The 21,134-nt window shown below is 44.3% G+C and carries 20 protein-coding genes; 17 read left to right on the forward strand and 3 right to left on the reverse strand.

Annotated features, from left to right (window positions below; genetic code table 11):
* Window positions 1-121 precede the first annotated feature (121 nt).
* Window positions 122-565 carry a C40 family peptidase gene (locus OCV50_RS07005; RefSeq protein ID WP_390905146.1) on the forward strand — a complete coding sequence of 148 codons (444 nt, stop codon included), beginning with the start codon at window positions 122-124 and terminating at the stop codon, window positions 563-565.
* Between the two features lie 101 nt (window positions 566-666).
* Here OCV50_RS07005 and OCV50_RS07010 read toward each other — a convergent pair whose 3' ends face one another.
* Complete coding sequence (locus OCV50_RS07010; protein ID WP_239840879.1) at window positions 667-1,011, reverse strand: DUF3802 family protein; 345 nt, start codon at window positions 1,009-1,011, stop codon at window positions 667-669.
* A 494-nt stretch (window positions 1,012-1,505) separates the two neighbouring features.
* Here OCV50_RS07010 and OCV50_RS07015 point away from each other — a divergent pair, with 494 nt between their 5' ends.
* Together OCV50_RS07015 and OCV50_RS07020 are read left to right on the forward strand one after the other, a co-directional pair.
* Window positions 1,506-2,372: a fructosamine kinase family protein gene (locus OCV50_RS07015; protein ID WP_261902571.1), complete on the forward strand. Its 867-nt coding sequence runs from the start codon at window positions 1,506-1,508 to the stop codon at window positions 2,370-2,372.
* 22 nt (window positions 2,373-2,394) lie between these two features.
* Window positions 2,395-2,598: a CPXCG motif-containing cysteine-rich protein gene (locus OCV50_RS07020; protein ID WP_239840881.1), complete on the forward strand. Its 204-nt coding sequence runs from the start codon at window positions 2,395-2,397 to the stop codon at window positions 2,596-2,598.
* 98 nt (window positions 2,599-2,696) lie between these two features.
* Here OCV50_RS07020 and OCV50_RS07025 read toward each other — a convergent pair whose 3' ends face one another.
* Window positions 2,697-3,308, reverse strand: coding sequence for a riboflavin synthase subunit alpha (locus tag OCV50_RS07025; protein ID WP_261902572.1), 612 nt, complete (start codon window positions 3,306-3,308; stop codon window positions 2,697-2,699).
* A gap of 161 nt (window positions 3,309-3,469) precedes the next feature.
* On the opposite strand from OCV50_RS07025, the gene OCV50_RS07030 reads away from it, so the two are divergent.
* Window positions 3,470-4,840 carry an MATE family efflux transporter gene (locus tag OCV50_RS07030; RefSeq protein WP_261902573.1) on the forward strand — a complete coding sequence of 457 codons (1,371 nt, stop codon included), beginning with the start codon at window positions 3,470-3,472 and terminating at the stop codon, window positions 4,838-4,840.
* A 53-nt stretch (window positions 4,841-4,893) separates the two neighbouring features.
* Here OCV50_RS07030 and OCV50_RS07035 read toward each other — a convergent pair whose 3' ends face one another.
* The gene (locus OCV50_RS07035; RefSeq protein ID WP_239840884.1) at window positions 4,894-5,736 is read right to left on the reverse strand and encodes a DNA ligase; all 843 of its coding nucleotides are present in this window, start codon (window positions 5,734-5,736) and stop codon (window positions 4,894-4,896) included.
* A 314-nt stretch (window positions 5,737-6,050) separates the two neighbouring features.
* On the opposite strand from OCV50_RS07035, the gene OCV50_RS07040 reads away from it, so the two are divergent.
* The 13 genes from OCV50_RS07040 (at window position 6,051) to OCV50_RS07100 (ending at window position 21,106) form a co-directional block, all read left to right on the forward strand.
* A complete protein-coding gene (locus OCV50_RS07040; protein WP_239840885.1) occupies window positions 6,051-6,380 on the forward strand; it encodes an STAS domain-containing protein in 330 nt (109 codons plus the stop codon).
* Between the two features lie 56 nt (window positions 6,381-6,436).
* Window positions 6,437-7,270 (forward strand): OmpA family protein, encoded by an 834-nt coding sequence (locus tag OCV50_RS07045; RefSeq protein ID WP_261902574.1) that lies wholly within the window; start codon window positions 6,437-6,439, stop codon window positions 7,268-7,270.
* A complete protein-coding gene (locus OCV50_RS07050; protein ID WP_261902575.1) occupies window positions 7,267-9,366 on the forward strand; it encodes an SLBB domain-containing protein in 2,100 nt (699 codons plus the stop codon). The genes OCV50_RS07045 and OCV50_RS07050 overlap by 4 nt, the downstream gene beginning before the upstream one ends.
* Complete coding sequence (locus OCV50_RS07055; RefSeq protein ID WP_261902576.1) at window positions 9,366-10,055, forward strand: P-loop NTPase family protein; 690 nt, start codon at window positions 9,366-9,368, stop codon at window positions 10,053-10,055. The genes OCV50_RS07050 and OCV50_RS07055 overlap by 1 nt, the downstream gene beginning before the upstream one ends.
* 395 nt (window positions 10,056-10,450) lie before the next feature.
* Window positions 10,451-11,440 carry an ABC transporter substrate-binding protein gene (locus OCV50_RS07060; protein WP_239840889.1) on the forward strand — a complete coding sequence of 330 codons (990 nt, stop codon included), beginning with the start codon at window positions 10,451-10,453 and terminating at the stop codon, window positions 11,438-11,440.
* Window positions 11,441-11,566: 126 nt separating this feature from the next.
* The gene (locus OCV50_RS07065; RefSeq protein ID WP_239840890.1) at window positions 11,567-12,466 is read left to right on the forward strand and encodes an ABC transporter permease; all 900 of its coding nucleotides are present in this window, start codon (window positions 11,567-11,569) and stop codon (window positions 12,464-12,466) included.
* On the forward strand, window positions 12,459-13,688 hold the full coding sequence (locus OCV50_RS07070; RefSeq protein WP_261902577.1) for a quaternary amine ABC transporter ATP-binding protein: 1,230 nt from the start codon (window positions 12,459-12,461) through the stop codon (window positions 13,686-13,688). Before OCV50_RS07065 ends, OCV50_RS07070 begins: the two co-directional genes overlap by 8 nt.
* Window positions 13,689-13,951: 263 nt before the next feature.
* Window positions 13,952-14,323: an Hpt domain-containing protein gene (locus OCV50_RS07075; RefSeq protein ID WP_261902578.1), complete on the forward strand. Its 372-nt coding sequence runs from the start codon at window positions 13,952-13,954 to the stop codon at window positions 14,321-14,323.
* A 101-nt stretch (window positions 14,324-14,424) separates the two neighbouring features.
* Complete coding sequence (locus tag OCV50_RS07080; protein WP_261902579.1) at window positions 14,425-15,912, forward strand: sigma-54-dependent transcriptional regulator; 1,488 nt, start codon at window positions 14,425-14,427, stop codon at window positions 15,910-15,912.
* Window positions 15,893-16,975, forward strand: a complete 1,083-nt coding sequence (locus tag OCV50_RS07085) for a glycosyltransferase family 4 protein (protein ID WP_261902580.1) — start codon at window positions 15,893-15,895, stop codon at window positions 16,973-16,975. The genes OCV50_RS07080 and OCV50_RS07085 overlap by 20 nt, the downstream gene beginning before the upstream one ends.
* A 257-nt stretch (window positions 16,976-17,232) precedes the next feature.
* Complete coding sequence (locus OCV50_RS07090; protein ID WP_261902581.1) at window positions 17,233-18,405, forward strand: glycosyltransferase; 1,173 nt, start codon at window positions 17,233-17,235, stop codon at window positions 18,403-18,405.
* 21 nt (window positions 18,406-18,426) lie between these two features.
* Window positions 18,427-19,656: a glycosyltransferase family 4 protein gene (locus OCV50_RS07095; RefSeq protein ID WP_261902582.1), complete on the forward strand. Its 1,230-nt coding sequence runs from the start codon at window positions 18,427-18,429 to the stop codon at window positions 19,654-19,656.
* Entirely contained in the window at window positions 19,649-21,106 is a 1,458-nt protein-coding gene (locus OCV50_RS07100; protein WP_261902583.1) for a lipopolysaccharide biosynthesis protein, read from the forward strand. Before OCV50_RS07095 ends, OCV50_RS07100 begins: the two co-directional genes overlap by 8 nt.
* Window positions 21,107-21,134: the final 28 nt, after the last annotated feature.

The following is a 21,134-nucleotide window of genomic DNA, read 5'->3' on the forward strand; positions in this document are numbered from 1 at the left end:
GTGTGGCATCCTTTCTAAGCTCGGTATACTAAGTTTCACCTATGACACTTTTATTTCATTAATTTTTCAGAAGAGTTACAGATTGCAATTAATTCAAAGAGTTATATTAACAGTCACAATAATGGGTGTCGTTGGGTGCTCTTCGTCACCTGATTTTCAAGATTCTGCGCCCAGCAACCAAACGCTCTCCCCGTTAGAGAAGCAGACAACTCAAGCGTATATGAGCGTTTATAAAGAATGGCAAGGGGTGCCCTATCGTTTTGGCGGTACGTCTTTTAACGGTGTGGATTGTTCAGCATTTGTTCAAATTGCGGTGCTGAATGCAACACAGCAGGCGCTACCGAGAACAACGCTGGATCAAAGTAAACATGGAATCGAGATCGCTTACGAACATGCTAAAAGTGGTGATTTGGTGTTCTTCAAAACGTCACCAAAGGTTAGACACGTAGGCGTATATTTAGGCAATAAGCAATTCTTACATGCTTCGACATCAAAGGGTGTGATTATTTCTAGGCTGGATAACCCTTACTGGGCTTCAACTTTTTGGCACTTTAGAAGGATCTAACTACCCGACCAAGTTGTCAGGTATGAGTATTGGCGAATGTTAGTATAACGATTCGCCAATTACACAGAGCGAGCTGTTTCTCGCTTGAACTATCGACCTATTTAGTCGTACTTAGCAACAGCCGTATCGAACAAGTTCTTCACCAGAGCAATATACTCATCTAGAAAAACGATCTGTTCATTAGTAGCTTTTTTAGCCCAAACACCCGCTAACACTTCACCTAGGTCAGCAACAACGGCATCGGCTTCTTTAAGCAACTGAAAACGAACACTGGAATGCAATTCAGGGTTTTGTTCGAAGATCGCCATGATGTTCGTAGAAATCATGTCAGTCACGATATCTTCAACACTCTCTGTGCCTGTATCACCTTTACCACCTGTAAATACATCCAAATTAAACGACAAGTGTTCAATCAAAGCTAAATAACCATCGGTTTCTACAACCACAATACATCTCCGTTTAAGCTCAATGGTAAATTTGTCACTACAATACTAGGCGAACTCTCAGTATTGTCATTAACTAATTGTTTGATTTGCTAATAAATCGCTAGACCTTGCGTCTAACTGCTCAAAATTAACTCATAAGTCGAACTTTTATCTTACGTTGAGCTAAGCGATCGTCTGGAAGAGCAAATCAAATTTTCATTTCTTAACGTGACTTGACCCATTAGAGCAAAGTTTTTTAATTCACAAACTGATTTACAACAATATCAATTGATTAAAGCTTTAACAGTATTCTGGTTTATAGGTCGTCTCAAATGTGAGATTGATTCCATTCTCACATTTATCGAACATTGTTTAAGATCGAGGCTAAAGGTCACAATTCTCGTAATTGCTCGGCTAGAGTGCTAATAACAGCTAAGAACATTGACGCATACGCCTAAAAATAGTGGAAATTTATCCTAAACTATTGCCATACCCATGTTCTTTGAGGATTTCCTATGTGGCAGGCCATTTCTCAACAACTTTCAGACACCCTTCTTTTTAACTTCCCGATCACCGAGCGCGTTAAGTTATCAGGTGGCGATATCAATGATTGCTACATGATTACCGATGGCAACGAGCGTTACTTCGTAAAAGTGAACCAAAGAGAGTTTATTAATAAGTTCGAAATTGAAGCTGAAAACCTACGATTGTTACGAAATACTTCCACAGTATATGTCCCAGAATTGGTACTGATAGGTACGACTAAAGAGTGTTCCTTTATTATCCTCAACTACCTACCGACCAAACCATTAGATACTGGCAACAACGGCTTTGACTTTGGCGTTTCGCTGGCCAAGCTCCATCTTTGGGGAGAACAGAAAGAATTTGGCTACGATCAAGACAACTACATAGGAAGTACCCTTCAGCCCAACCCGTGGCATAAAAAGTGGGGACGTTTTTTCTCTGAGCAACGTATAGGCTTCCAACTGCAACTACTTAAAGAGAAAGGCATCGAGTTCGGTGATATTGATGAGATTGTTGATGTTGTAAACACCAAGCTGTCTGGACACAATCCAACCCCTTCTCTACTACATGGCGACCTTTGGCATGGTAACGTTGCGACTTCAGCATTCGGCCCTATCTGCTATGACCCTGCGTGTTATTGGGGCGACCGAGAGTGTGATATTGCTATGTCTGAATTGTTTGGTGGTTTTCCAAAAGAGTTCTATCAAGGCTATCAGAGCGTCGCACCGCTCGACGTCGACTATAATGTTCGAAAAGACCTTTATAACTTGTACCATCTTCTCAATCATTGCAATCAGTTTGGCGGTAGTTATCTAGAACAAACAGAAGCGCATATTCAGAAGATTCTGGCTGTTTAAGTTGCTGTGAGGAGAATTGACTATGAACAATTACACTGAAAAGCACGTGTCTTGCCCACACTGCGGACACTCTATCGGGATAACACTTGATGCTTCAAATGGAAGCCAAGACTTTTATGATGACTGCCCTGCCTGTTGCAATGCCATTCATCTAGACATGCAAGTTGATGAAGTTAGGAACACCATCAACTTGTCGATTGACGCAGATGACGAACAAGTTTTCTAGTGCAGAATCAGAGCTACTGAGCTTTCCGATATTAAAAGAGCACGTACTGACGTGCTCTTTTTGATCCTGAAATCGTTAGAGTTCTTAGAAATGCTGACTTATTTGTTTTGGCTCGCCAATACACGCTCAACCGTGTCGACGATTGCTTGTGTTTGCGGGTCGAATTCGATATTCACTTGGTCGCCCACTTCTCTTCGTCCAAATAAAGTTCGATTGAGCGTTTCTGGGATAAGATGGACTGAGAAGCGGTTGTCCACTACTTCACCAATCGTCAGTGAACACCCGTCGATGCCGATATAACCTTTGCTCAACACGTACTTCATCGATTCTTGAGGCAGTTCAAACCAAATCGTTCGGTTGTTTTCTGTTTTAATGACGTCAACGATGTTGGCCATCAGAGAGATATGTCCCGACATGCTATGTCCGCCAATTTCATCACCAAATTTTGCTGCGCGCTCAACGTTAACCAAATCACCTTCTTTCAAACGACCTAGATTTGTCAGCCTTAGTGTTGCTTGCATTAAGTCAAAAGAAATTTGTGAACCGTTTATCTCTGTTACTGTTAAACAACAACCGTTGTGAGCCACAGACGCACCAATTGCTAGGCCTTGAGCCATCTCACCGTCCAGTTCGATAACATGAGTCTGGAACATCTCTTTCTTTTTTATAGCAACCAAGGTCGCCATACCTTGCACGATACCTGTAAACATAATATTCCCGTTTTGTGCCGTCACGTCACAGTTTTTCATAGCAGTTGTAGTGACATTTCTTTATTATTCGCCCAGTGGCGCATAACGATCAGTATCTCTGATTCAGTCTGAATGTCCATCCCTAAGTATCTAATCTTATTATCTTCTAGCTGGAGTCATTTGTGCATCGTTACAAAACAGAAGCATCAAACTTAATAAAACTTGCGACACCGGTATTGATTGCCTCTGTTGCCCAAACGGGTATGGGCTTTGTCGATACCGTCATGGCCGGTGGTGTCAGTGCAATTGACATGGCTGCGGTATCTATCGCTGCAAGTATTTGGTTGCCTTCTATTCTGTTCGGTGTCGGCTTGTTGATGGCTCTAGTTCCTGTGGTTGCACAGCTGAATGGTTCTGGTCGCCAAGAGAAAATCTCATTTGAGATTCAACAAGGCGCTGTTATGGCTTTGCTTATCTCGGTGCCAATCGTTGGTGTTTTGTTTCAAACCCAAGGCATTCTTAACTTGATGGATGTTGAGCCTTTGATGGCAGCAAAAACCAACGGTTACATGCATGCAGTAATGTATGCAGTACCTGCGTTCCTGTTGTTCCAGACTCTTCGAAGCTTTACAGATGGTATGTCACTAACCAAGCCAGCGATGGTTATTGGGTTCATAGGCTTACTGCTCAACATCCCACTTAACTGGATGTTCGTGTACGGCAAATTAGGAGCACCTGCGCTTGGCGGTGTGGGTTGTGGTGTTGCAACAGCCATCGTTTACTGGGTGATGTTCGCTCTCTTACTTGGCTATGTGATGACGTCAAAACGTTTAGCTAAAATTAACTTGTTTGGTCAGTTCCATAAACCACAATTAAAAGCTCAGATACGCTTGTTTAAACTTGGCTTCCCTGTCGCAGCGGCTCTATTTTTTGAAGTGACGTTATTTGCGGTTGTTGCGCTATTGGTCGCACCGCTTGGTCCTATGATCGTTGCCGCACACCAAGTTGCTATTAACTTCTCTTCTTTAGTGTTCATGTTACCAATGAGTGTTGGCGCGGCCGTAAGTATTCGTGTTGGGCATAAGCTCGGGGAAAACAGTACCGAAGGTGCAAAAATCGCAACGCATGTTGGTATTCTAGTCGGGTTAGCGATGTCGCTTTGTACTGCATTAATAACCGTTCTATTCCGAGAGCAGATTGCTCTTCTCTACACCGAAAACCAAGCTGTAATTACTATTGCTATGCAATTACTGTTGTTTGCAGCGGTTTACCAATGTACTGATGCGATTCAAGTGATAGCAGCGGGCGCACTCCGCGGCTACAAAGACATGCGTTCGATTTTCAATCGCACTTTCATTGCTTATTGGATTTTAGGTTTACCGCTTGGTTACATTCTAGGTATGACTGATTGGATTGTTGAGCCGATGGGCGCTCACGGTTTTTGGACAGGCTTTATTGTTGGCCTCTCTTCCGCAGCCTTGTTATTAGGACTGAGACTGCGTTGGATGCACAAGCAAGAAGACAGTGTGCAAATGGCCTTTAGCGAGCGCTAAGAGCGATATTCCTAGACTTCATGACAACAAAGAGCCCTGTACCAAGGGCTCTTTTAGTATTCGTCTTTCTCTCTAACAAAGCGGGCAAATTTGGGTTTCCCATTTTGCGTGAACCCATTGTAGCGGAAAGTGATTCGACTTCCGATTTGTGGTGGATCTAACCGCATCTCATCAGTGAACCCAGTACCAATATAGAATTGCACGCCTTTCTCTGTATGAACTAACAATGAGCCCATCATTCCCGAATACTTCCCAGTACCACTCTTATAGCCAACCACAATCGCTTCTGCATCATGATGACGTTTTAGTTTGAGAAGATCGTTGCTGCGTCCGCCTTGATAGCGACTAGTAATTTTTCTCAACATAATACCCTCACCCTTTTCGTTATCGATATTATCGAGTTGGGTATACAGCGCGGCTTCGCTCTCTATTGGGTAGTGTTCGACATAATGGATGTGTTTTCGATTGATTCGTTTGACCCAATCAATGATGTTGTAATAGCGCTTCTGGTAATCGCCCGCTGCACCTGGCATATCAAACAGCATGAACTCTATCTGACCCCAAGCTTGATCAACGGGTGTCGTATCCAGAACGGTTGACTGGACAATGTGAAACCGATCCCTTCCCGCCCAAAGCTCTCCTTCCAAACGTATTGGTGGTAATGGGTCTGTAAACCAAGAAGGCGCATAGATACGATTCCCATTTCTCGTATAAAGGTGCTGACCGTCCCAAATTGCCCTGACTCCATCAAGCTTTTCACTTTGCCAATACTCATTGATGTCGATGTGTTGATCGTAATGGTTGGCCAACATCACTTGATAGGTCGGTTGGATTCCTGCACTGAGGTGGGGTGAAAGAGCAAGCAAGGTGGCGATCGTCAATTTGTTTAAAGTCATTGTCATTCCATGATTGAACGTCCTTCTCCAATTTAAGAACCCCCTGCATTAACTTTCACTGCCTGAATGGTTCCGATGCGACACACTCACCAAAACTATAATCACCGTCGTTTCATTTTCATTTTGGATGTGTTGTTGCCCCCATGAAGCCCACTCTTTTTCATTCTCATATTGAGAAAACGCCATTTCCTATTCTGAGAAATACCAAACCATACAGCTAAACTATTGAAAATAATGGGAAATAAAATTGGCACAGAGTCTGCAATGTAAGAGAAAACTAAAAAAGAAAAGTAACAGCTTCAAGGAGAGACATCATGGAACTACGTAAAATTGAGCTAAACAATTCAACTCTAACTCTTTCAATCTTTGGCGACCTAGATGCTTCTGGCAGTCGCAAAGTACAACCAGACATCGATGATGTAATTACAAACGACCTTCATCCGGAAGTAGAGATCGACTTCAGTCAAGTTCAGTTTCTTGACTCATCAGGTGTTGGCGCGATTGTTTACATGTTCAAGCGACTAACGGAACGCGAACGTAATATGCGTTTAGAAAACGTAACAGGTCAACCACTGGAAATCATGAATCTGCTTCGAATCGGTCACGCGATCCCTGTTAACTCAAAAAAGGCTGCGAATTCATAAAGTTCCACTAAGCTAAAGATAGACATAACTATAATAAAAACTCAAAGGACGTTGGCATGAATAAATGGAATTACTACATAGCCCTTCCCCTGTCTGCCCTTGTTGTGGGTTGCAGCAGCTATCCAGAACATGGCACAGGAGGCTTGGCAGAAAGTTATGACTCAATTAATTATCAAAACGCCGATTTTTCTCCAGTAATGCCCGATGAGCCACTAGGCCCAGAGCATGGTCTGAGATTCGACTGGCAGTTAGCGAAACTTCATTTAGATTCCCTCATTCAAGAAGGTGCGCGTTGGTGTTTCCCTGCAGCGGTGGTTCAAGCGATAGAAAAGCAAAACCGCATTGCACGTGAGCTTCAAGGTGGCCTTCTTCTTGATGCCGCCAATGACCTAGTGATTCAGCGCAAACGCCTAAACGACTTAGAGACTCGCTTAGATTACGTAACTTCACAAGCGCGATGTGCTCCGCCTAAAAATGAATCCCAATTCAGATTGCAACTGTCCGTTATTGAACAGCTTTACGACTTACTCAATGTAGATAATCAGTTTGCTCGTAACTCCACGGAAGTTAACCCGAAATACATAGGTCACCTAGCCGAGGCAAGTGCGATCTTAAAAGATCATCCAACGCTAGATTTAATCGTGACAGGCCATGCTGACGCGACAGGTACTGAAGAATACAACGATAAGCTGGCTTTAGGCAGAGCTCAACAAGTAGAGCGTTACCTGACCATTTTCGGATTGAGCCCAACTCGCATTAAAGCAGTCTCTGTTGGTGAGACGGTGCCATTGTTCGAGGGTCAATCTGAAGGCACTCGTCTGACTAACCGCCGTGTGAGTATTGAGGTTGTCTCTCCAGATAATGCTGAAATGATGGGAGATTCGCTATGAAAACTCTAATCACTACGCTTCTATGCTTCTTTGCTTTCATCTTTACATCTGTACACGCGGAAGAGGAGTTCAGCGACGCAGTTCAAGTTGGTGACCTCATTCAAGTTAACGTACCTGGTGAAGAGAGCTTGAACAGAGGGTTCCAAGTTGATAAACGTGGACGCATTACGCTTCCAGAAGTGGGCGCTGTGTTTGTTGCTGGCTATGACAACCAACAATTAGAGAAAGTGGTCATTGACGCTCTAAGCACAACTTATCGTGACCTTTCGACAGCGACGGTATTTATCAAAGAACAACAAATCCTAATTTCTGTGCAAGGCTATGTAGAACAGCCCGGCGAATATACATTATCGCTTGGCTCTAGCGTTCAAATGGCGTTATACGCGGCTGGCGGTTTAAGACCAGGTGCGCAGTTGGACAAATTGATTCTTAAACGTGGTGCGGATAGAAAAGAGTTTAACTATAAACGCTTTCTAGACTCGGGCGATGATTCTCAGTTACCCCAATTACAATCCCTAGATTCGATCTTCGTACCTGCGTCTCCACTCGTCGGCAACATTGAGCAAGAGTTTGATGCGGCCAAGCTTGCTAACTCTGGTGACAGTGCCGACTCTCGCAACTCAATCAAAGTGTTCGGTGAAGTAAATGCACCAGGCTCTTTTGCCTACAAAGATAATACCGATCTTGTTGATGTGATCATGCGTTCTGGCGGCGTAACTCGTTACGCGGGCGTTGAACAGATTCGAGTTATCTCAAACAACACACCCACCCTATTCAACCTAAAACAGTACTTGGATTCGGGCGATGAATCCCTGCTGCCTGTGTTACGTCCTGGTTCAACAATCTTTGTACCTAAACAAGAGGTGGAGATTAAGTCAGGCGCAAATACCGTTTACGTTATGGGTGAGGTCGCCGAGCCGGGTGCATACGACGGCAAAAAAGGCGCGACCTTCATGGACATCCTAGCTAATGCAGGTGGCCCAACTCGATTCGCCGAGTCACGCCAGATCCGCGTAATTAAAGCCAGCGGTCAAGTTCTTAAGTTCGATTTAACCGCTTACACAGAAGGTTTACTTGGAGTGAAGCCGCCAGCAATCCAACCGGGCGACGCTATCTTTGTTCCAGAAAAAACTGACATGAATGAGAAGTCTTGGCTCAAGATTTCACCAGACCGCGCTGTGAATGTGATAGGTGAAGTCGTTCGCCCAGGGCGTATTGAATGGTCTGACGAAATGGATCTTATGGATCTTCTTGCTCACGTTGGCGGTCCAACTCTTCGTGCAGACACAACGAAAATTGAAGTTGTAAACGGGCGCAAACTTACCGTTTTCGATTTAGATGCCTACATCAAAAACGGTGCACCACGTGAAGACCTGCCATTCATCCGAGCTGGGGCTATTGTGCGTATCCATGACTTACCTCAAGACCCATCCGACAACAAATCTCAGTGGGTTCGTCAAAGCTCAGACGCGTCTATTTATGTGTTTGGACAAGTAAATGCTCCGGGTCGTTACCGCTTCACCAAAGATATGCACTTTTTAGATATCTTATCGGCGGCTGATGGCCCAACCAAAGACGCTGATATTCACAACATTCGTGTCACTCACAGAGACAAACCTTATGCGAAAGTAAGCAAACTAAACCTATCGCTTTACTTTGAAACCGGTGACGAGTCTATATTACCTCGCGTGACCACGGGTGATACGATCTACATCCCTGAGAAAGACAAGAACTGGCTAGATACATCTAAAGAGTCAACGGTACGAGTATTGGGTGCAGTCAACAAGCCTGGACGTTACGTGTTTAACGACAACATGACGATTCTTGACCTATTAGCAGAAGCCGCAGGTCCAACTGAAAACGCATATCTAGAGAAAATAACCGTTGTAAATATGTCTTGTTGTCAGGGACAAGCACGTACGTTTGACCTGATTAAGTTCAGCAAAACCGCAAACATTTACCACCTACCCGTTCTGCGTGCTGGTGACACAATTTACATTCCAGATCGTAGTGAGAGCTTTATTGAGAAAGCTCGCGTTACCCTAGATGACATTCTACGTCTAACCACAACTATTGTATTAATTGGAGCGCTATAATGACTATTTCAGCCACACAAGCCGAAGTCGAAAAGCTCTATTTAACAGCAGAGCTTAATGGCTACCGTTCGACATGTATTACCGCCTGCCAAAGTGGTGACGGCGTCACCTCTATTGCTTCAGCATTTGCAGAGCGCTGTATGCTTGCCGGTCACTCAACTCTGTATGTCGACTTAAATCTATTTAACCCTGCGTTCCACGACCTTGACCTGGTTAACCTTGAACAGCAGGGCCAGTTGATTGAGCACAAAGAGTCTAAACGACTATTTGTTGGTGTACCTGCTCCGCGCGAAGCGTCTACTCAATTAGCGTTTAAAGATCCTACAACGCTAAAAAGTACGGTTGCCAAATGGTTAACGCAATACGACCGTGTAGTAATAGATACTTCGCCACTATTGCAAGTCAATAAAGGTAATATCCCTGCACAATCTGTTGCCAATGCTTGTGATTCCACCCTACTAGTGCTCGCTTATGGTGAGACAACAACCAGTCAACTGGAACAAGCGAAACAACTACTAGCCACTGATGGTATTTTACTATCTGGTGCCATCATGAATATGAAACACGCACCAAGTTTCACTCAAGAGTTGGGGCGTCAATTAAACAGAATGAAGTTTATTCCCCAAAAGTGGCGTACCAACCTTTGCAACAAACTTTCTCAAAATGAGTTCTTAAACCTCCCTATTTAGCCTTACGAAATGTAGTGATTTTATTTAAAATCAATTAATTTCGCAGAAAATCACTACATTTCAATGAAAATTCCAACAAAAACACCATACTAATCTTCGATAGTGTGACTTACATAGTTAATGCTGGAATCAAATCAGATCAAACATGGAATTTATCCAGATATTCCCTAAACTTATAAAAAGTGGTCAATTTTTGTTGATTCGTCATAAATACTGGGTACCACTCTTGCTGCATTTATCTGTTCCTTCGTAGTTCGCTAGGAACCAGCCCGTAGGACGACCAAAGGATATGACTCGTCACATCAATACCACTCAGAGTAGCTCCATGATCAAACACAGCTCTCCTGTGTTCTTGTTCTGCGAGTTACAAACTTTAATGAGAAAGGAACCTCAATATGAAATACAAGTTAAGCTCCATGTTTTTGTTAGTCGCCGCAGCCAGTAACGCTAACGCTGGTGAATGTGGCAGCGTAACAATCGCCGACATGAACTGGAACTCTGCAACACTCATCGCCAATATCGATAGGTTTATCCTAGAACATGGCTACGGTTGTGACGCGGAATTGATTCCCGGCGACACCATGCCAACTGGCACCTCCATGATTGAAAAAGGTCAACCTGATGTAGCCCCTGAACTTTGGAGCAACAGTTTGAAAACCGCGCTCGATAAAGGCGTTGAAGAAAAAAGACTCCGTTACGCGGGTAAAGCACTCGTAAACGGTGGTGAAGAGGGTTTTTGGGTACCTAAATATCTAGTGAGCCAATATCCTGAAATTGCGACCATCGAAGGGGTTCGTAAACACGCCAAATTATTCAAACATCCGGAAGATCCAGATACATCCGCATTTTACAGCTGCCCTGCAGGTTGGAACTGCCAAATCAGTGCAGGCAACCTCTTCAATGCATTAGCGCTCGAAGAGAGTGGCTTTAGCATTGTCGATCCAGGCTCTAGTGCGGGTCTCTCTGGGGCTATCGCCAAAGCTTATGAGCGTGAAGAAGCGTGGTTTGGTTATTACTGGGCACCAACAGCGGTGCTCGGTAAATATGACATGGTTAAAGTCGATTTTGGCAGTGGTGTCGATAAAGATGAGTTCGTAAATTGTACGACGCAAGAAGAGTGTGAAGATCCAAAAGCAACAATGTACCCGCCTTCTCCAGTACACACCATTACCACCGAAAGCTTTGCAAGTCGTGCGCCAGAAGCCTACGACTACTTCACTAAACGTGGGTTCACTAACGACAAGATGAATGCTCTATTAGCTTGGATGGAAGACAATCAAGCCGACGGTGAAGAAGCGATGCTGCACTTTTTAAGCGAATATCCAGACATTTGGCACCCTTGGGTATCTCAAGATGTTGCTAAGAAAGTGGAAGCAGAGCTGTAAACAGTTTATTGCTTATAAGGGTTTATAACGCAATAAAATCACACATTATAACGTCGCTATACTTGATGTTATTCAGCATTCGAAGCGGTTGAGCTCATCAACCGCTTCGGAATATAAGGATATAAAATGGCTGACAATAGCTGGTTATCCAGTTTTCCTGAAATGGAACGCTCAGATTTACGAGCAATTAAGAAAACACTAGACGGCGCCTACCGCGATTTTTCTCGTGAATATGGCGAAATGATTGAATCTTTCTTTGACCCTCTGCTCTCCTTCCTCGTCTGGTTTGAAAAACTCTTGATCTCTACCCCTTGGTTTATAGTTCTCGCTGTTTGTACCGCTCTTGTGTACGCTGCGAGCAGATCGTGGAAACTTGCATTAGGCTGTGTTGGTTCACTGCTTCTGATTGGTTACTTTGGGATGTGGGAAGACACAATGCGCACCCTCAGTATCATTACCGTGTGTACCTTAGTGTCGATATGTTTGGGTATTCCCATTGGAATTGCGATGGCACGATCTAATCGCGTCCAGTCTATGGTTACACCGCTCCTCGATATTATGCAAACCATGCCAGCGTTCGTGTATTTGATACCTGTAGTCATGCTGCTTGGTATCGGCAAGATCCCGGGGCTTATCGCGGTTGTGATTTACGCTATCCCACCTGTGATTCGTCTAACCAACCTAGGTATTCGTTTAGTTGATAAAGAAGTTCTTGAAGCAGCGACCGCGTTTGGTGCCAATAAAAAGCAACGTCTTTGGGGCGTTCAACTTCCCTTGGCTATGCCAACCATTATGGCAGGGATTAACCAGACCATCATGATGGCACTGTCGATGGTGGTAATCGCGTCTATGATTGGTGTTAAAGGGCTAGGACAACCTGTATTAAAGTCAATTACCAACCAATACTTCACCTTAGGTCTACTTAATGGTTTCGCTATCGTGGCATTAGCCATTTTATTCGACCGCGCGTCACAAGCGTACGCAAAACGAACTAACGCTCACTTAGGAGGGTTTAAACATGACTAATAAGCCTCTGATTGAAATTAGCGGACTGTATAAAGTATTCGGCCCCAAGCCAAAGTCGGTGATCGAGCGTATTCATAATGGTCAAAACAAAGACCAAATCCTTGCCGATACGGGTCATACCGTGGGTCTGAAAGAGATAAATCTAGAAATCAATCGTGGTGAGATATTCGTTATCATGGGGCTATCTGGCTCTGGTAAGTCGACATTGATTCGCCACTTCAATCGCTTGATTGAGCCAACAGAAGGCAAAATCACCGTTGAAGGCACCGACGTAATGAGCCTCAACACCAAAGAGTTGGAAGAGTTTCGTCGTCACAAGATGTCGATGGTCTTCCAACGCTTTGGATTAATGCCTCACCGTACTGTGGTTGAAAATGTCGCTTATGGGCTTGAGGTCCAAGGTATCAAAAAGGAAACGCGATTAGCCAAAGCATCCGAATGGTTAGACACGGTTGGCCTTAAGGGCTATGAAAATCAATACCCTGCTCAGTTGTCTGGTGGTCAGCAACAGCGAGTTGGTTTGTCACGCGCGCTCTGTACTAATGCGGAAATCCTATTGATGGATGAAGCATTCTCAGCTCTCGACCCACTGATTCGTAGTGAGATGCAAGATCAGCTTATCGAGCTCCAAGAGAAACTGCATAAAACCATTATCTTCATTACCCACGATTTAGACGAAGCGCTGCGACTTGGTGACCGAATAGCGATCCTGAAAGACGGTGAACTGGTTCAACAAGGCACGCCGCATGAAATCCTTTTGCATCCTGCGGATGATTACGTAGAAGCTTTCGTTAAAGACGTTAACCGTGCACGAGCATTGACCGTTGAAACAGTAATGCAACCTCCACTCTATCGCATTACTTCGGAAACAATTGAGGGCGCACTGGCTCAAATGAAGATGTTGAAGCACGATTATGCTTACCATGTTACAGATGAGGGTTATCAAGGTCTCGTGACCAAAGAGAGCTTACAAGATGCCGTTGAAGACAACAGCGTGAGTGACTTTAGTGATGATATCTATGAAGAGGTTCCAGCAGTCAACCCGGATGCTGTTATCGAAGAGATTCTGCAAGATACCATGTCTTGCGAATACTCATTGCCAGTCGTTGACGAAGAAGGCAACTTGAAAGGTGAACTCGAACGAAGTGCTGTCGCCGACATTTTTGCGGAACCTGGAGAAACTGAAACTGCCCCAAAGCCCGTGATTGATAAGGCCTCTTAGGCTCTAGTATTCAGCTTCTGAACAGCGCCCACTGTACGTTTATTAAACGGTAGTGGGCGCATTTATTATTGTTCCAATGTTACTCATACCACCCATAACCCACCTTGCTTGGCATTTTTACGATCTTCCATATTCAAGCAGTTGAAATTGTTCTAAAAAATGTCTAATACTTAAATATCTATTTGCGTTACATGCTATTCGTTGATGTTACCCCTGAGTAACCGTCGAGTGTTCACCGAAATCAATAGACGGATCTATTTACGATGACAGTTACCAATACTGAAAGCCAAGCCCTTGTTGATGAATCAGTTCTACAGCAAATGATTGTAGATACCAGCGCAGAGGTCATCCCTATTCTGATCGATCACTATGTGACCGAGTCTAAAACACGTATTGATGCTATAAAAAAAGCAGCCGAATCCCAAGATGGTGAAGCGCTTGAGTTCGAAGTACACACTTTAGGCAGTACATCACTCGCTCTAGGGAACCGCGCACTCTCTACCCTAGCTCGGGACATTGAACGTCAGTGCTTAGAGAAGCAAACCGAAATCGCTTTTACACGTGTAGATGAGTTACTCACACTTGCAGATGACTCGATACAGGCACTGATAGACCGAAAAGAGCTTGGTTTCTAAAACAAAACATCAATCTCTAGACTAAAAGATACAAAACGAAATTTAGTGATAAACGTAATTTTTGACGTTTGGTTAGGACAAGATTCAAAAGGAATAACACAATGCGCCCTAAAGTATTGTTGGTTGAAGACTCCACTTCATTAGCTGTTTTATACAAACAGTATGTAAAAGACGAGCCCTATGACATTTTCCACGTCGAAACAGGGGCGGAAGCTAAAAAATTTATTGAGCGTCATACCCCTCAACTGGTTATTCTCGACCTTAAATTGCCTGATATGTCAGGGGAAGAGGTACTGGATTGGATAACTGAAAATGAAGTCCCTACTGCTGTGGTTATTGCGACTGCTCATGGTTCGGTCGATATTGCTGTGAGCCTCATTCAGCGCGGTGCAGAAGACTTTCTCGAAAAACCAATCCAAGCAGAACGCCTAAAAACCTCAGTACAACTGCACCTTAAGCGTGCCAAGTTAGAAAACCTAGTTGAAGATATAAAAAGTAAATTCGATAGAGAATCTTTCCAAGGGTTTATTGGTTCCTGCTTACCGATGCAAGCTGTGTACAAGACCATCGATTCAGTAGCCCCTACCACTGCCAGCGTATTTATTAATGGCGAGAGTGGTACAGGTAAAGAAGTCTGTGCAGAAGCCATTCACAAAGAGAGTCAACGCCGCGATAAACCGTTTGTGGCGATTAACTGTGGCGCAATCCCTAGAGATCTGATGGAGAGTGAGATCTTTGGTCATGTTAAAGGGGCGTTTACAGGTGCAACGACCGACAGAAAAGGTGCGGCGATGCAAGCACATGGCGGTACTCTCTTTCTCGACGAGCTTTGTGAAATGGAGCTCGAAATGCAGAAGAAGCTCCTGCGATTCTTACAGACGGGTACATTTACGCCATTGGGTGCAACTCGTGAAGTCAAAGTGGATGTGCGAATCATCTGTGCAACCAACCGCGACCCGCTGCTAGAAGTTGAGGAAGGTCGCTTTAGAGAAGACCTCTATTATCGCGTTCACGTTGTCCCTATTGAGATGCCACCTCTGCGTGAGCGAGGCAGTGACATTGTCACACTTTGTAAGCACTTTCTGAAAATCTACGCTAAGCAAGATGGCAAGAAGTTTAAGTCGATCGATAAAGAAGCGCAGGTCTTGCTAAAGAACTATCCATGGCCGGGTAATGTTCGTCAGCTACAGAACATAATTCGCAATATTGTTGTTCTTAATAATGAAACCAGTGTGACCAAAGAGATGATTCCTGCCCCGATTAATGGAACCGGTGGCCGTAGCAAAGTCGTGACACCGATTAAGCGAGTAGAACCCGTTCGAGAGGTCGTAACAGAAACCGTCGCCAAACCAGCTCCATTGACTCCAGAGCAAATCGAAACACCAGCGGAAACCAGCGGCCCTGCTCTCACCGCCGCTGATGGTAGTATTCGTCCGATGTGGAAGATCGAACGAGAAGCTATCCAGAATGCAATTAACCATTGTGACGGTAACGTCTTAAATGCTGCTGTGCTATTAGAGCTTAGCCCTTCTACCGTTTATCGTAAGAAGCAGGCGTGGGAAGCGGAAGATGAGTACAACCAAGCCTAACGCAGCTCAATCACTCGAGATTGAACCTCAAGAGATTTGGCTGTTGCTCGACAGCCAAACTTTTGGGGGAATTGAAACTCATGTATTGGAGTTAGCTAAAGGGCTCAAAGCGCATCAGTACATGGTGCGCATTGTTTTGCTCACCCTTTACTCGCCAGCACCACCGATCATTGAACGTCTAGTACAAACCAAACTCAACTACTCTTTTCTCCAGGATTTGGCTTCCAATCAAGGATCACCATTAGTACAGCTCAAGCAAGCTGTTGAAACTTACCAGCCCAAGCTACTTCACTGCCACGGGTACAAATCCAGCATTATTGGTAAGCTCACCAAAACGCTCAACCCTCGCCTTTCACTTTACCAAGTATCCACCTATCACGCGGGGGAAACGCCAAAAGGTCGCGTTTGGTTATATGATGCACTCGATCGCTACACAGGTTTTCTATCTAGTCATTCGCTTGTGGTTAGCAACAAAATCAAAGATAAGATTCCCAGTACAACAACACTGCTCAATAACTTTGTTTCGATGCCAGAACGCCAGATTTCTCATGATGTTTGTTCAGAGTCATGCCGGTTTGGCTTCGTCGGTCGCTTAAGTCATGAGAAAGCTGCCGATCGATTTTTGGATTTGGCTAGCCAATTTCCCAAGCATCAGTTTCATCTATTTGGTGATGGTCCCGAGCGTGAACGGTTAGAGTTACTAAAAACGGATAACTGTACCTTTCATGGCCATCAGCAAAACATGAAACACGTTTGGCAAAGCATAGACTTGCTTGTTATCCCATCTCGTTACGAAGGTTTACCAATGTCTGCACTTGAAGCGATGTCACTCGGCATTCCTGTGATTGCGACCGCCGTTGGTAATTTGCCCCAACTTATTAATCATAATGAGAACGGTTATCTCGCCAATCAACCAGAAGAACTTACAGCGTGCGCGAACCGTTGGCTATCCCTCTCTCAGAATGAAAGAACGTTCATCAGCCAAAACGCGATTGAAACTATTCATCATACCTACTCCCCCCAAGCTGTTATCCCACAATTGCTACAGTGTTACGGGCTCTGATTCTCATATTGCAATGTTCTCTCAAGTCCATGGCATTCTGTTTCTCAAAATAGAATATTCATCTTTTATCTAAAAAATCACCCATCAAACTGATTCTCAAATTGACATCCGTTTAACGGTTAGAATTAAATTATCATAAAATCAATAAGTTAATTACCAATCCATACTGGCACTCCGCTTGCTATGTTCACTCTATACAAACAAATTATCCCAAATCGGGACAGCGTCTTTGAATTGGTAGAGAGTGAGGCTTAATCATGAACAACAAAAAGAACATACTCTTTGTGCATTACGGTGATAACTGGATTCGTGGTAGCGAAGCGTGCTTAATCAATTTAGTTGCTAGCTTGAACAAGGCAAAATTTCGACCTGTGGTTTGGAGCAATTGCGAACCGTTAGCCGAGCACTTCAAACAGCAGTCAGTACCTATCGTTCACACGCCTTTTCAATTGTTGTTTGGCTGGAATGCTCCAAGATTCAATCTTTACCAATGGGGTGTTCAATTAAAGCAAGCTACCGACCTCATCAAACAGCATAAGATTGACCTTGTTCATATCAACAGTGGCGCTCCATGCCAATGGATGTGTATCGCGGCCAAACTGTGTGGCGTGCCAGTTGTGACTCAACTTCATAGTGACTATCAACTACGAGATCGTTTTACACTCGGGCTTCACCTCTCACCGAATATCGCCTGCGTGAGTCACGATGTCAGTAAAGGCTTGCTTGATGACGGCTATCCCCAAGACCAGCTGTCTGTTATTCACAATGGTGTCGTTCAACATCGAACAACAAACAAAGACGTACGAGAAGAGCTAGATATCCCGCAATCAAGCTTCGTGTTCATTACCGTTGGCTCGTTGATAATCAGAAAAGGTGTTGATTTAATCCTTCAATCTCTGAATCGAATCCAATCTCAACAAGATGCGCACTTGATTGTCATTGGTGATGGTGAGGACAGAGGCAACCTGATCGCATTAGCGACCGACTTAGGGTTAGCGTCTAAGGTTCACTTTGTAGGAGAAAGAGAAGATGTGGCAGACTGGCTGTGTGGTAACGTCGACGCGTTTATTAGCGGCGCGAGATACGAAGCCTTTGGTTTAGTTCTTGCTGAAGCAGGACTGGCGAGGCTACCCGTCATCGCTCCTCGTGTTGGTGGTATACCCGAGTTTATCCACCATAATCGCACCGGTCTTTTATTTGACCCTAGCAATCCTATCGATGACATGTGCCATCAGATGACCCGACTTATGTCAGATGCGCATTTACGAGGCGACCTCGCGAGTCAACTTTATCACTTAACACACTCGGATCTCACCATCGAAGCAAATACTCAGCAATTTGAAAACCTATACCGCAAGGTCATCAACCAGAACGGCTCATCTTCCCTATTCAACGGCTTAAAACCGCTTGTTCGCTGGGCATTTCATTAACGTCAATCGTTGGAGAGAACTATGAATACTAAAACAGATAATACCAACGACCTCGCTACACATGGATTGGTTTATGATCCGATTCCATTTGCAGGCGGTTCTAAAATTGCAACACTTGAAATGTTGATGACCACTCACGAATCAATTAAAAATCATCCAAGCCAACGGGTGAACTTTACGATTATTACCGCTGATCCTAATTCTTGGAATTCAGCTGTCACCAATCTCAATGCGAAAGTGATTACTCTACCTAACTGGGGTTTTCTTACTGTTCCTCAGGGACTGCGTTATTGGATAGCTCAATGTATTTTAGCTTTGATGTTGCTATTTACATGTATCCGTTTACCACGTGTTGACTATGCCGTTGGTGCCTCAAACCCAGGTATTGATATGGCTCTGTATATCATCAAATGGGTGTCGAGAGTGCCTATCATACAGCTAGTTCATGGACCTGTTGGGCTTTCTCGTTCAATCGGCCATTGCTTTACACGCGCTGATTCCGTGTTCTATTTGTCTTCAAGTGTCGAGTCAATTCACGCCGCTCTAAGCTGTTATTTTTCTAAAACTCATGATGATGAGCAAGCTGAAATCATGACGCGCTCCGTGCTTGAAAACGCTAGATTTGAATCGTTTAACAACGGTTTAACTCATTCAAACTGGCCAACGCCGAGTAAAGGAACGTCCAACCAAGTTTTTTGGGCTGCTTCCCTGCTCAAATGGAAAGGGTTAGAAACACTCAACACGGCATTAGATATTGCTAACCAAACTACACCATGGGATGCCAATATTTGCTATATCACGCCGCAAAACACACATTTAGGTGTTAGCAGTCTGCCAACTGAAAACGCGCATACTAAACTGTTTCATGCGCCTACCAATCTCGATCAAATACGTGCAGATTCGGGTATTTTTGTCTCTACCAGTATCAACGAACCATTTGGGTTATCTGTTCTAGAGAGCCTAGCTGCGGGGTTGTGCGTTGTGATTCCAAATGATGGTGCTTATTGGGATCAAGTTCTTGAACACAAGGTCAACTGTCTTAAATTCACGCCACAAAACCCGCAATCTTTGTATGAGACAGTACAACAACTGATGGATGATCCGCAGCTTCGCCAACGTTTGTCACAAGCCTGTTTAGAGATGTCTAAGCAGTATCGAGCGGATCAGTGTTATACCTCTATTTGTGTCGCACTGCGTGGACAATCTCACAATGCAAAAGTGGTCAGTTCATTGGAGACTTCACATGATTAAGTCTCTACGTCAGCCGACACCATTCATGAACATGCTCACTTACGGTGTTGGCTTGGTCATAAGTAAAGGCGCAGCACTAATCATGCTGCCAATTATTGCCAACTACCTAGCGCCTTCTCAGACTGGACGTTTAGATCTACTAGCATCGATTGGAGCCGTGGCCGGTATTGTTGTCACCTTTGCTTTGCACGAAGCACTTTATCGCTTTGTTGGAGAAGAGAGTGATTCAAAAAAACGATTTCAAAAAGCCAGTGAGATATTTTCACTCACTTGCGTTGTTTCTTTAATTCTGTCTATTGTTCTATTCGGCTACATCAATATCAGTTTTAGTCATCAGTTTGCATTCGCTAGCCGCACTGAGCTTAACTTAATACTTATCTGCGCCTCCCTTGAGGGCATCATTGGGTTGTCTACAGCATGGCTGAGAATGCAGGATAAAGCCCTAACGTTTTTGACAGTCAGTGTTGCCTCGACGTTACTACAAATCAGCTTAATTCTTGGCGTGTTATTTTCAGGGCCGAGCGTTGAGAAGATTTTAATCTGCGGGGTTATTACCTACCTATTCCAAGTCGTCGCGCTACTTATTATCAATCGCTTCAAGCTTGTATTGAACACAACCCCAGCATTTCGAGACTATCTTCGTTACGGCTGGCCATTAATGCTGACTGGCCTAATAGGCTTTGGGTTAAATGGTGCGGAACGCTTCTTTGTTGCCTACTCCACGAATCTCGATACGCTTGGCCAATACGCGATTGCGATTAAATTCTCTTTTGCCATGTGTATCCTGGTTCAGCCTTTTGGTATGTGGTGGATGCCAAAACGTTTTAATACTCTAGCGGTTCAAGGTCGACATAAAACCGCACAGGTAACCCAACTTGGCATCGTCTACATCACCTTACTGACAGTGGGCGTTGCCTTCGCAGCCAAGGCCTTCATCTTGTTGGCGCTACCGGAAAGCTATCTGTTGTCAGCGCAGCTTGTACTGGGAACGCTGTTATTTTCATGGTTCAAAGAAGTCGCTGAGTTACTCAATATCGGTATTCTTCACAGAAAAGCGACCAAATTGCAGCTGTCTATCTCGGTGAGTGCCACTTTAATCGGGCTTGGCATGATGTGGCTGCTCAGCGGCTTTGGCGTCTGGGGCATTATTGGCGCGCTCTGTATTGCCCAAGCTTTTAAAGCTGTCGCTGTGTTTATCTACAGTCAAAAACTCACTCACCTTCCCTACTCGTTAGGTTTATTTGTCTTTGAGTTTAATGTGTTGGTTCTGTCCCTTTTGCTAGCGCTTTCCATGCAAAATGTTTGGTTGTGTATGGGCATGGCAGTGATTGCTCCCATCATTTGCTGTATTCCTGCATATCGTGTCGAAGCCGTAAGAGATTTGGTTCAGCAATGTGGCACTAAAGTCATTAGCAAATTCGGAACCTCATCTGGGCACAAGCCTTGCTAGGTAAGCTATATGACGCAGAGGAATTTCA

It is taken from the genome of Vibrio fortis (genome assembly GCF_024347475.1).
GTDB lineage: Bacteria > Pseudomonadota > Gammaproteobacteria > Enterobacterales > Vibrionaceae > Vibrio > Vibrio fortis.

What these genes read in the sequence shown, in the direction of transcription:
- OCV50_RS07005 (WP_390905146.1), top strand. Translation starts at nt 122, where the DNA reads ATGGGTGTCGTTGGGTGCTCTTCGTCACCTGATTTTCAAGATTCTGCG.
- OCV50_RS07015 (WP_261902571.1), top strand. Translation starts at nt 1,506, where the DNA reads ATGTGGCAGGCCATTTCTCAACAACTTTCAGACACCCTTCTTTTTAAC.
- OCV50_RS07020 (WP_239840881.1), top strand. Translation starts at nt 2,395, where the DNA reads ATGAACAATTACACTGAAAAGCACGTGTCTTGCCCACACTGCGGACAC.
- OCV50_RS07025 (WP_261902572.1), bottom strand. Translation starts at nt 3,308, where the DNA reads ATGTTTACAGGTATCGTGCAAGGTATGGCGACCTTGGTTGCTATAAAA.
- OCV50_RS07035 (WP_239840884.1), bottom strand. Translation starts at nt 5,736, where the DNA reads ATGACTTTAAACAAATTGACGATCGCCACCTTGCTTGCTCTTTCACCC.
- OCV50_RS07040 (WP_239840885.1), top strand. Translation starts at nt 6,051, where the DNA reads ATGGAACTACGTAAAATTGAGCTAAACAATTCAACTCTAACTCTTTCA.
- OCV50_RS07045 (WP_261902574.1), top strand. Translation starts at nt 6,437, where the DNA reads ATGAATAAATGGAATTACTACATAGCCCTTCCCCTGTCTGCCCTTGTT.
- OCV50_RS07050 (WP_261902575.1), top strand. Translation starts at nt 7,267, where the DNA reads ATGAAAACTCTAATCACTACGCTTCTATGCTTCTTTGCTTTCATCTTT.
- OCV50_RS07055 (WP_261902576.1), top strand. Translation starts at nt 9,366, where the DNA reads ATGACTATTTCAGCCACACAAGCCGAAGTCGAAAAGCTCTATTTAACA.
- OCV50_RS07060 (WP_239840889.1), top strand. Translation starts at nt 10,451, where the DNA reads ATGAAATACAAGTTAAGCTCCATGTTTTTGTTAGTCGCCGCAGCCAGT.
- OCV50_RS07065 (WP_239840890.1), top strand. Translation starts at nt 11,567, where the DNA reads ATGGCTGACAATAGCTGGTTATCCAGTTTTCCTGAAATGGAACGCTCA.
- OCV50_RS07070 (WP_261902577.1), top strand. Translation starts at nt 12,459, where the DNA reads ATGACTAATAAGCCTCTGATTGAAATTAGCGGACTGTATAAAGTATTC.
- OCV50_RS07075 (WP_261902578.1), top strand. Translation starts at nt 13,952, where the DNA reads ATGACAGTTACCAATACTGAAAGCCAAGCCCTTGTTGATGAATCAGTT.
- OCV50_RS07080 (WP_261902579.1), top strand. Translation starts at nt 14,425, where the DNA reads ATGCGCCCTAAAGTATTGTTGGTTGAAGACTCCACTTCATTAGCTGTT.
- OCV50_RS07085 (WP_261902580.1), top strand. Translation starts at nt 15,893, where the DNA reads ATGAGTACAACCAAGCCTAACGCAGCTCAATCACTCGAGATTGAACCT.
- OCV50_RS07090 (WP_261902581.1), top strand. Translation starts at nt 17,233, where the DNA reads ATGAACAACAAAAAGAACATACTCTTTGTGCATTACGGTGATAACTGG.
- OCV50_RS07095 (WP_261902582.1), top strand. Translation starts at nt 18,427, where the DNA reads ATGAATACTAAAACAGATAATACCAACGACCTCGCTACACATGGATTG.
- OCV50_RS07100 (WP_261902583.1), top strand. Translation starts at nt 19,649, where the DNA reads ATGATTAAGTCTCTACGTCAGCCGACACCATTCATGAACATGCTCACT.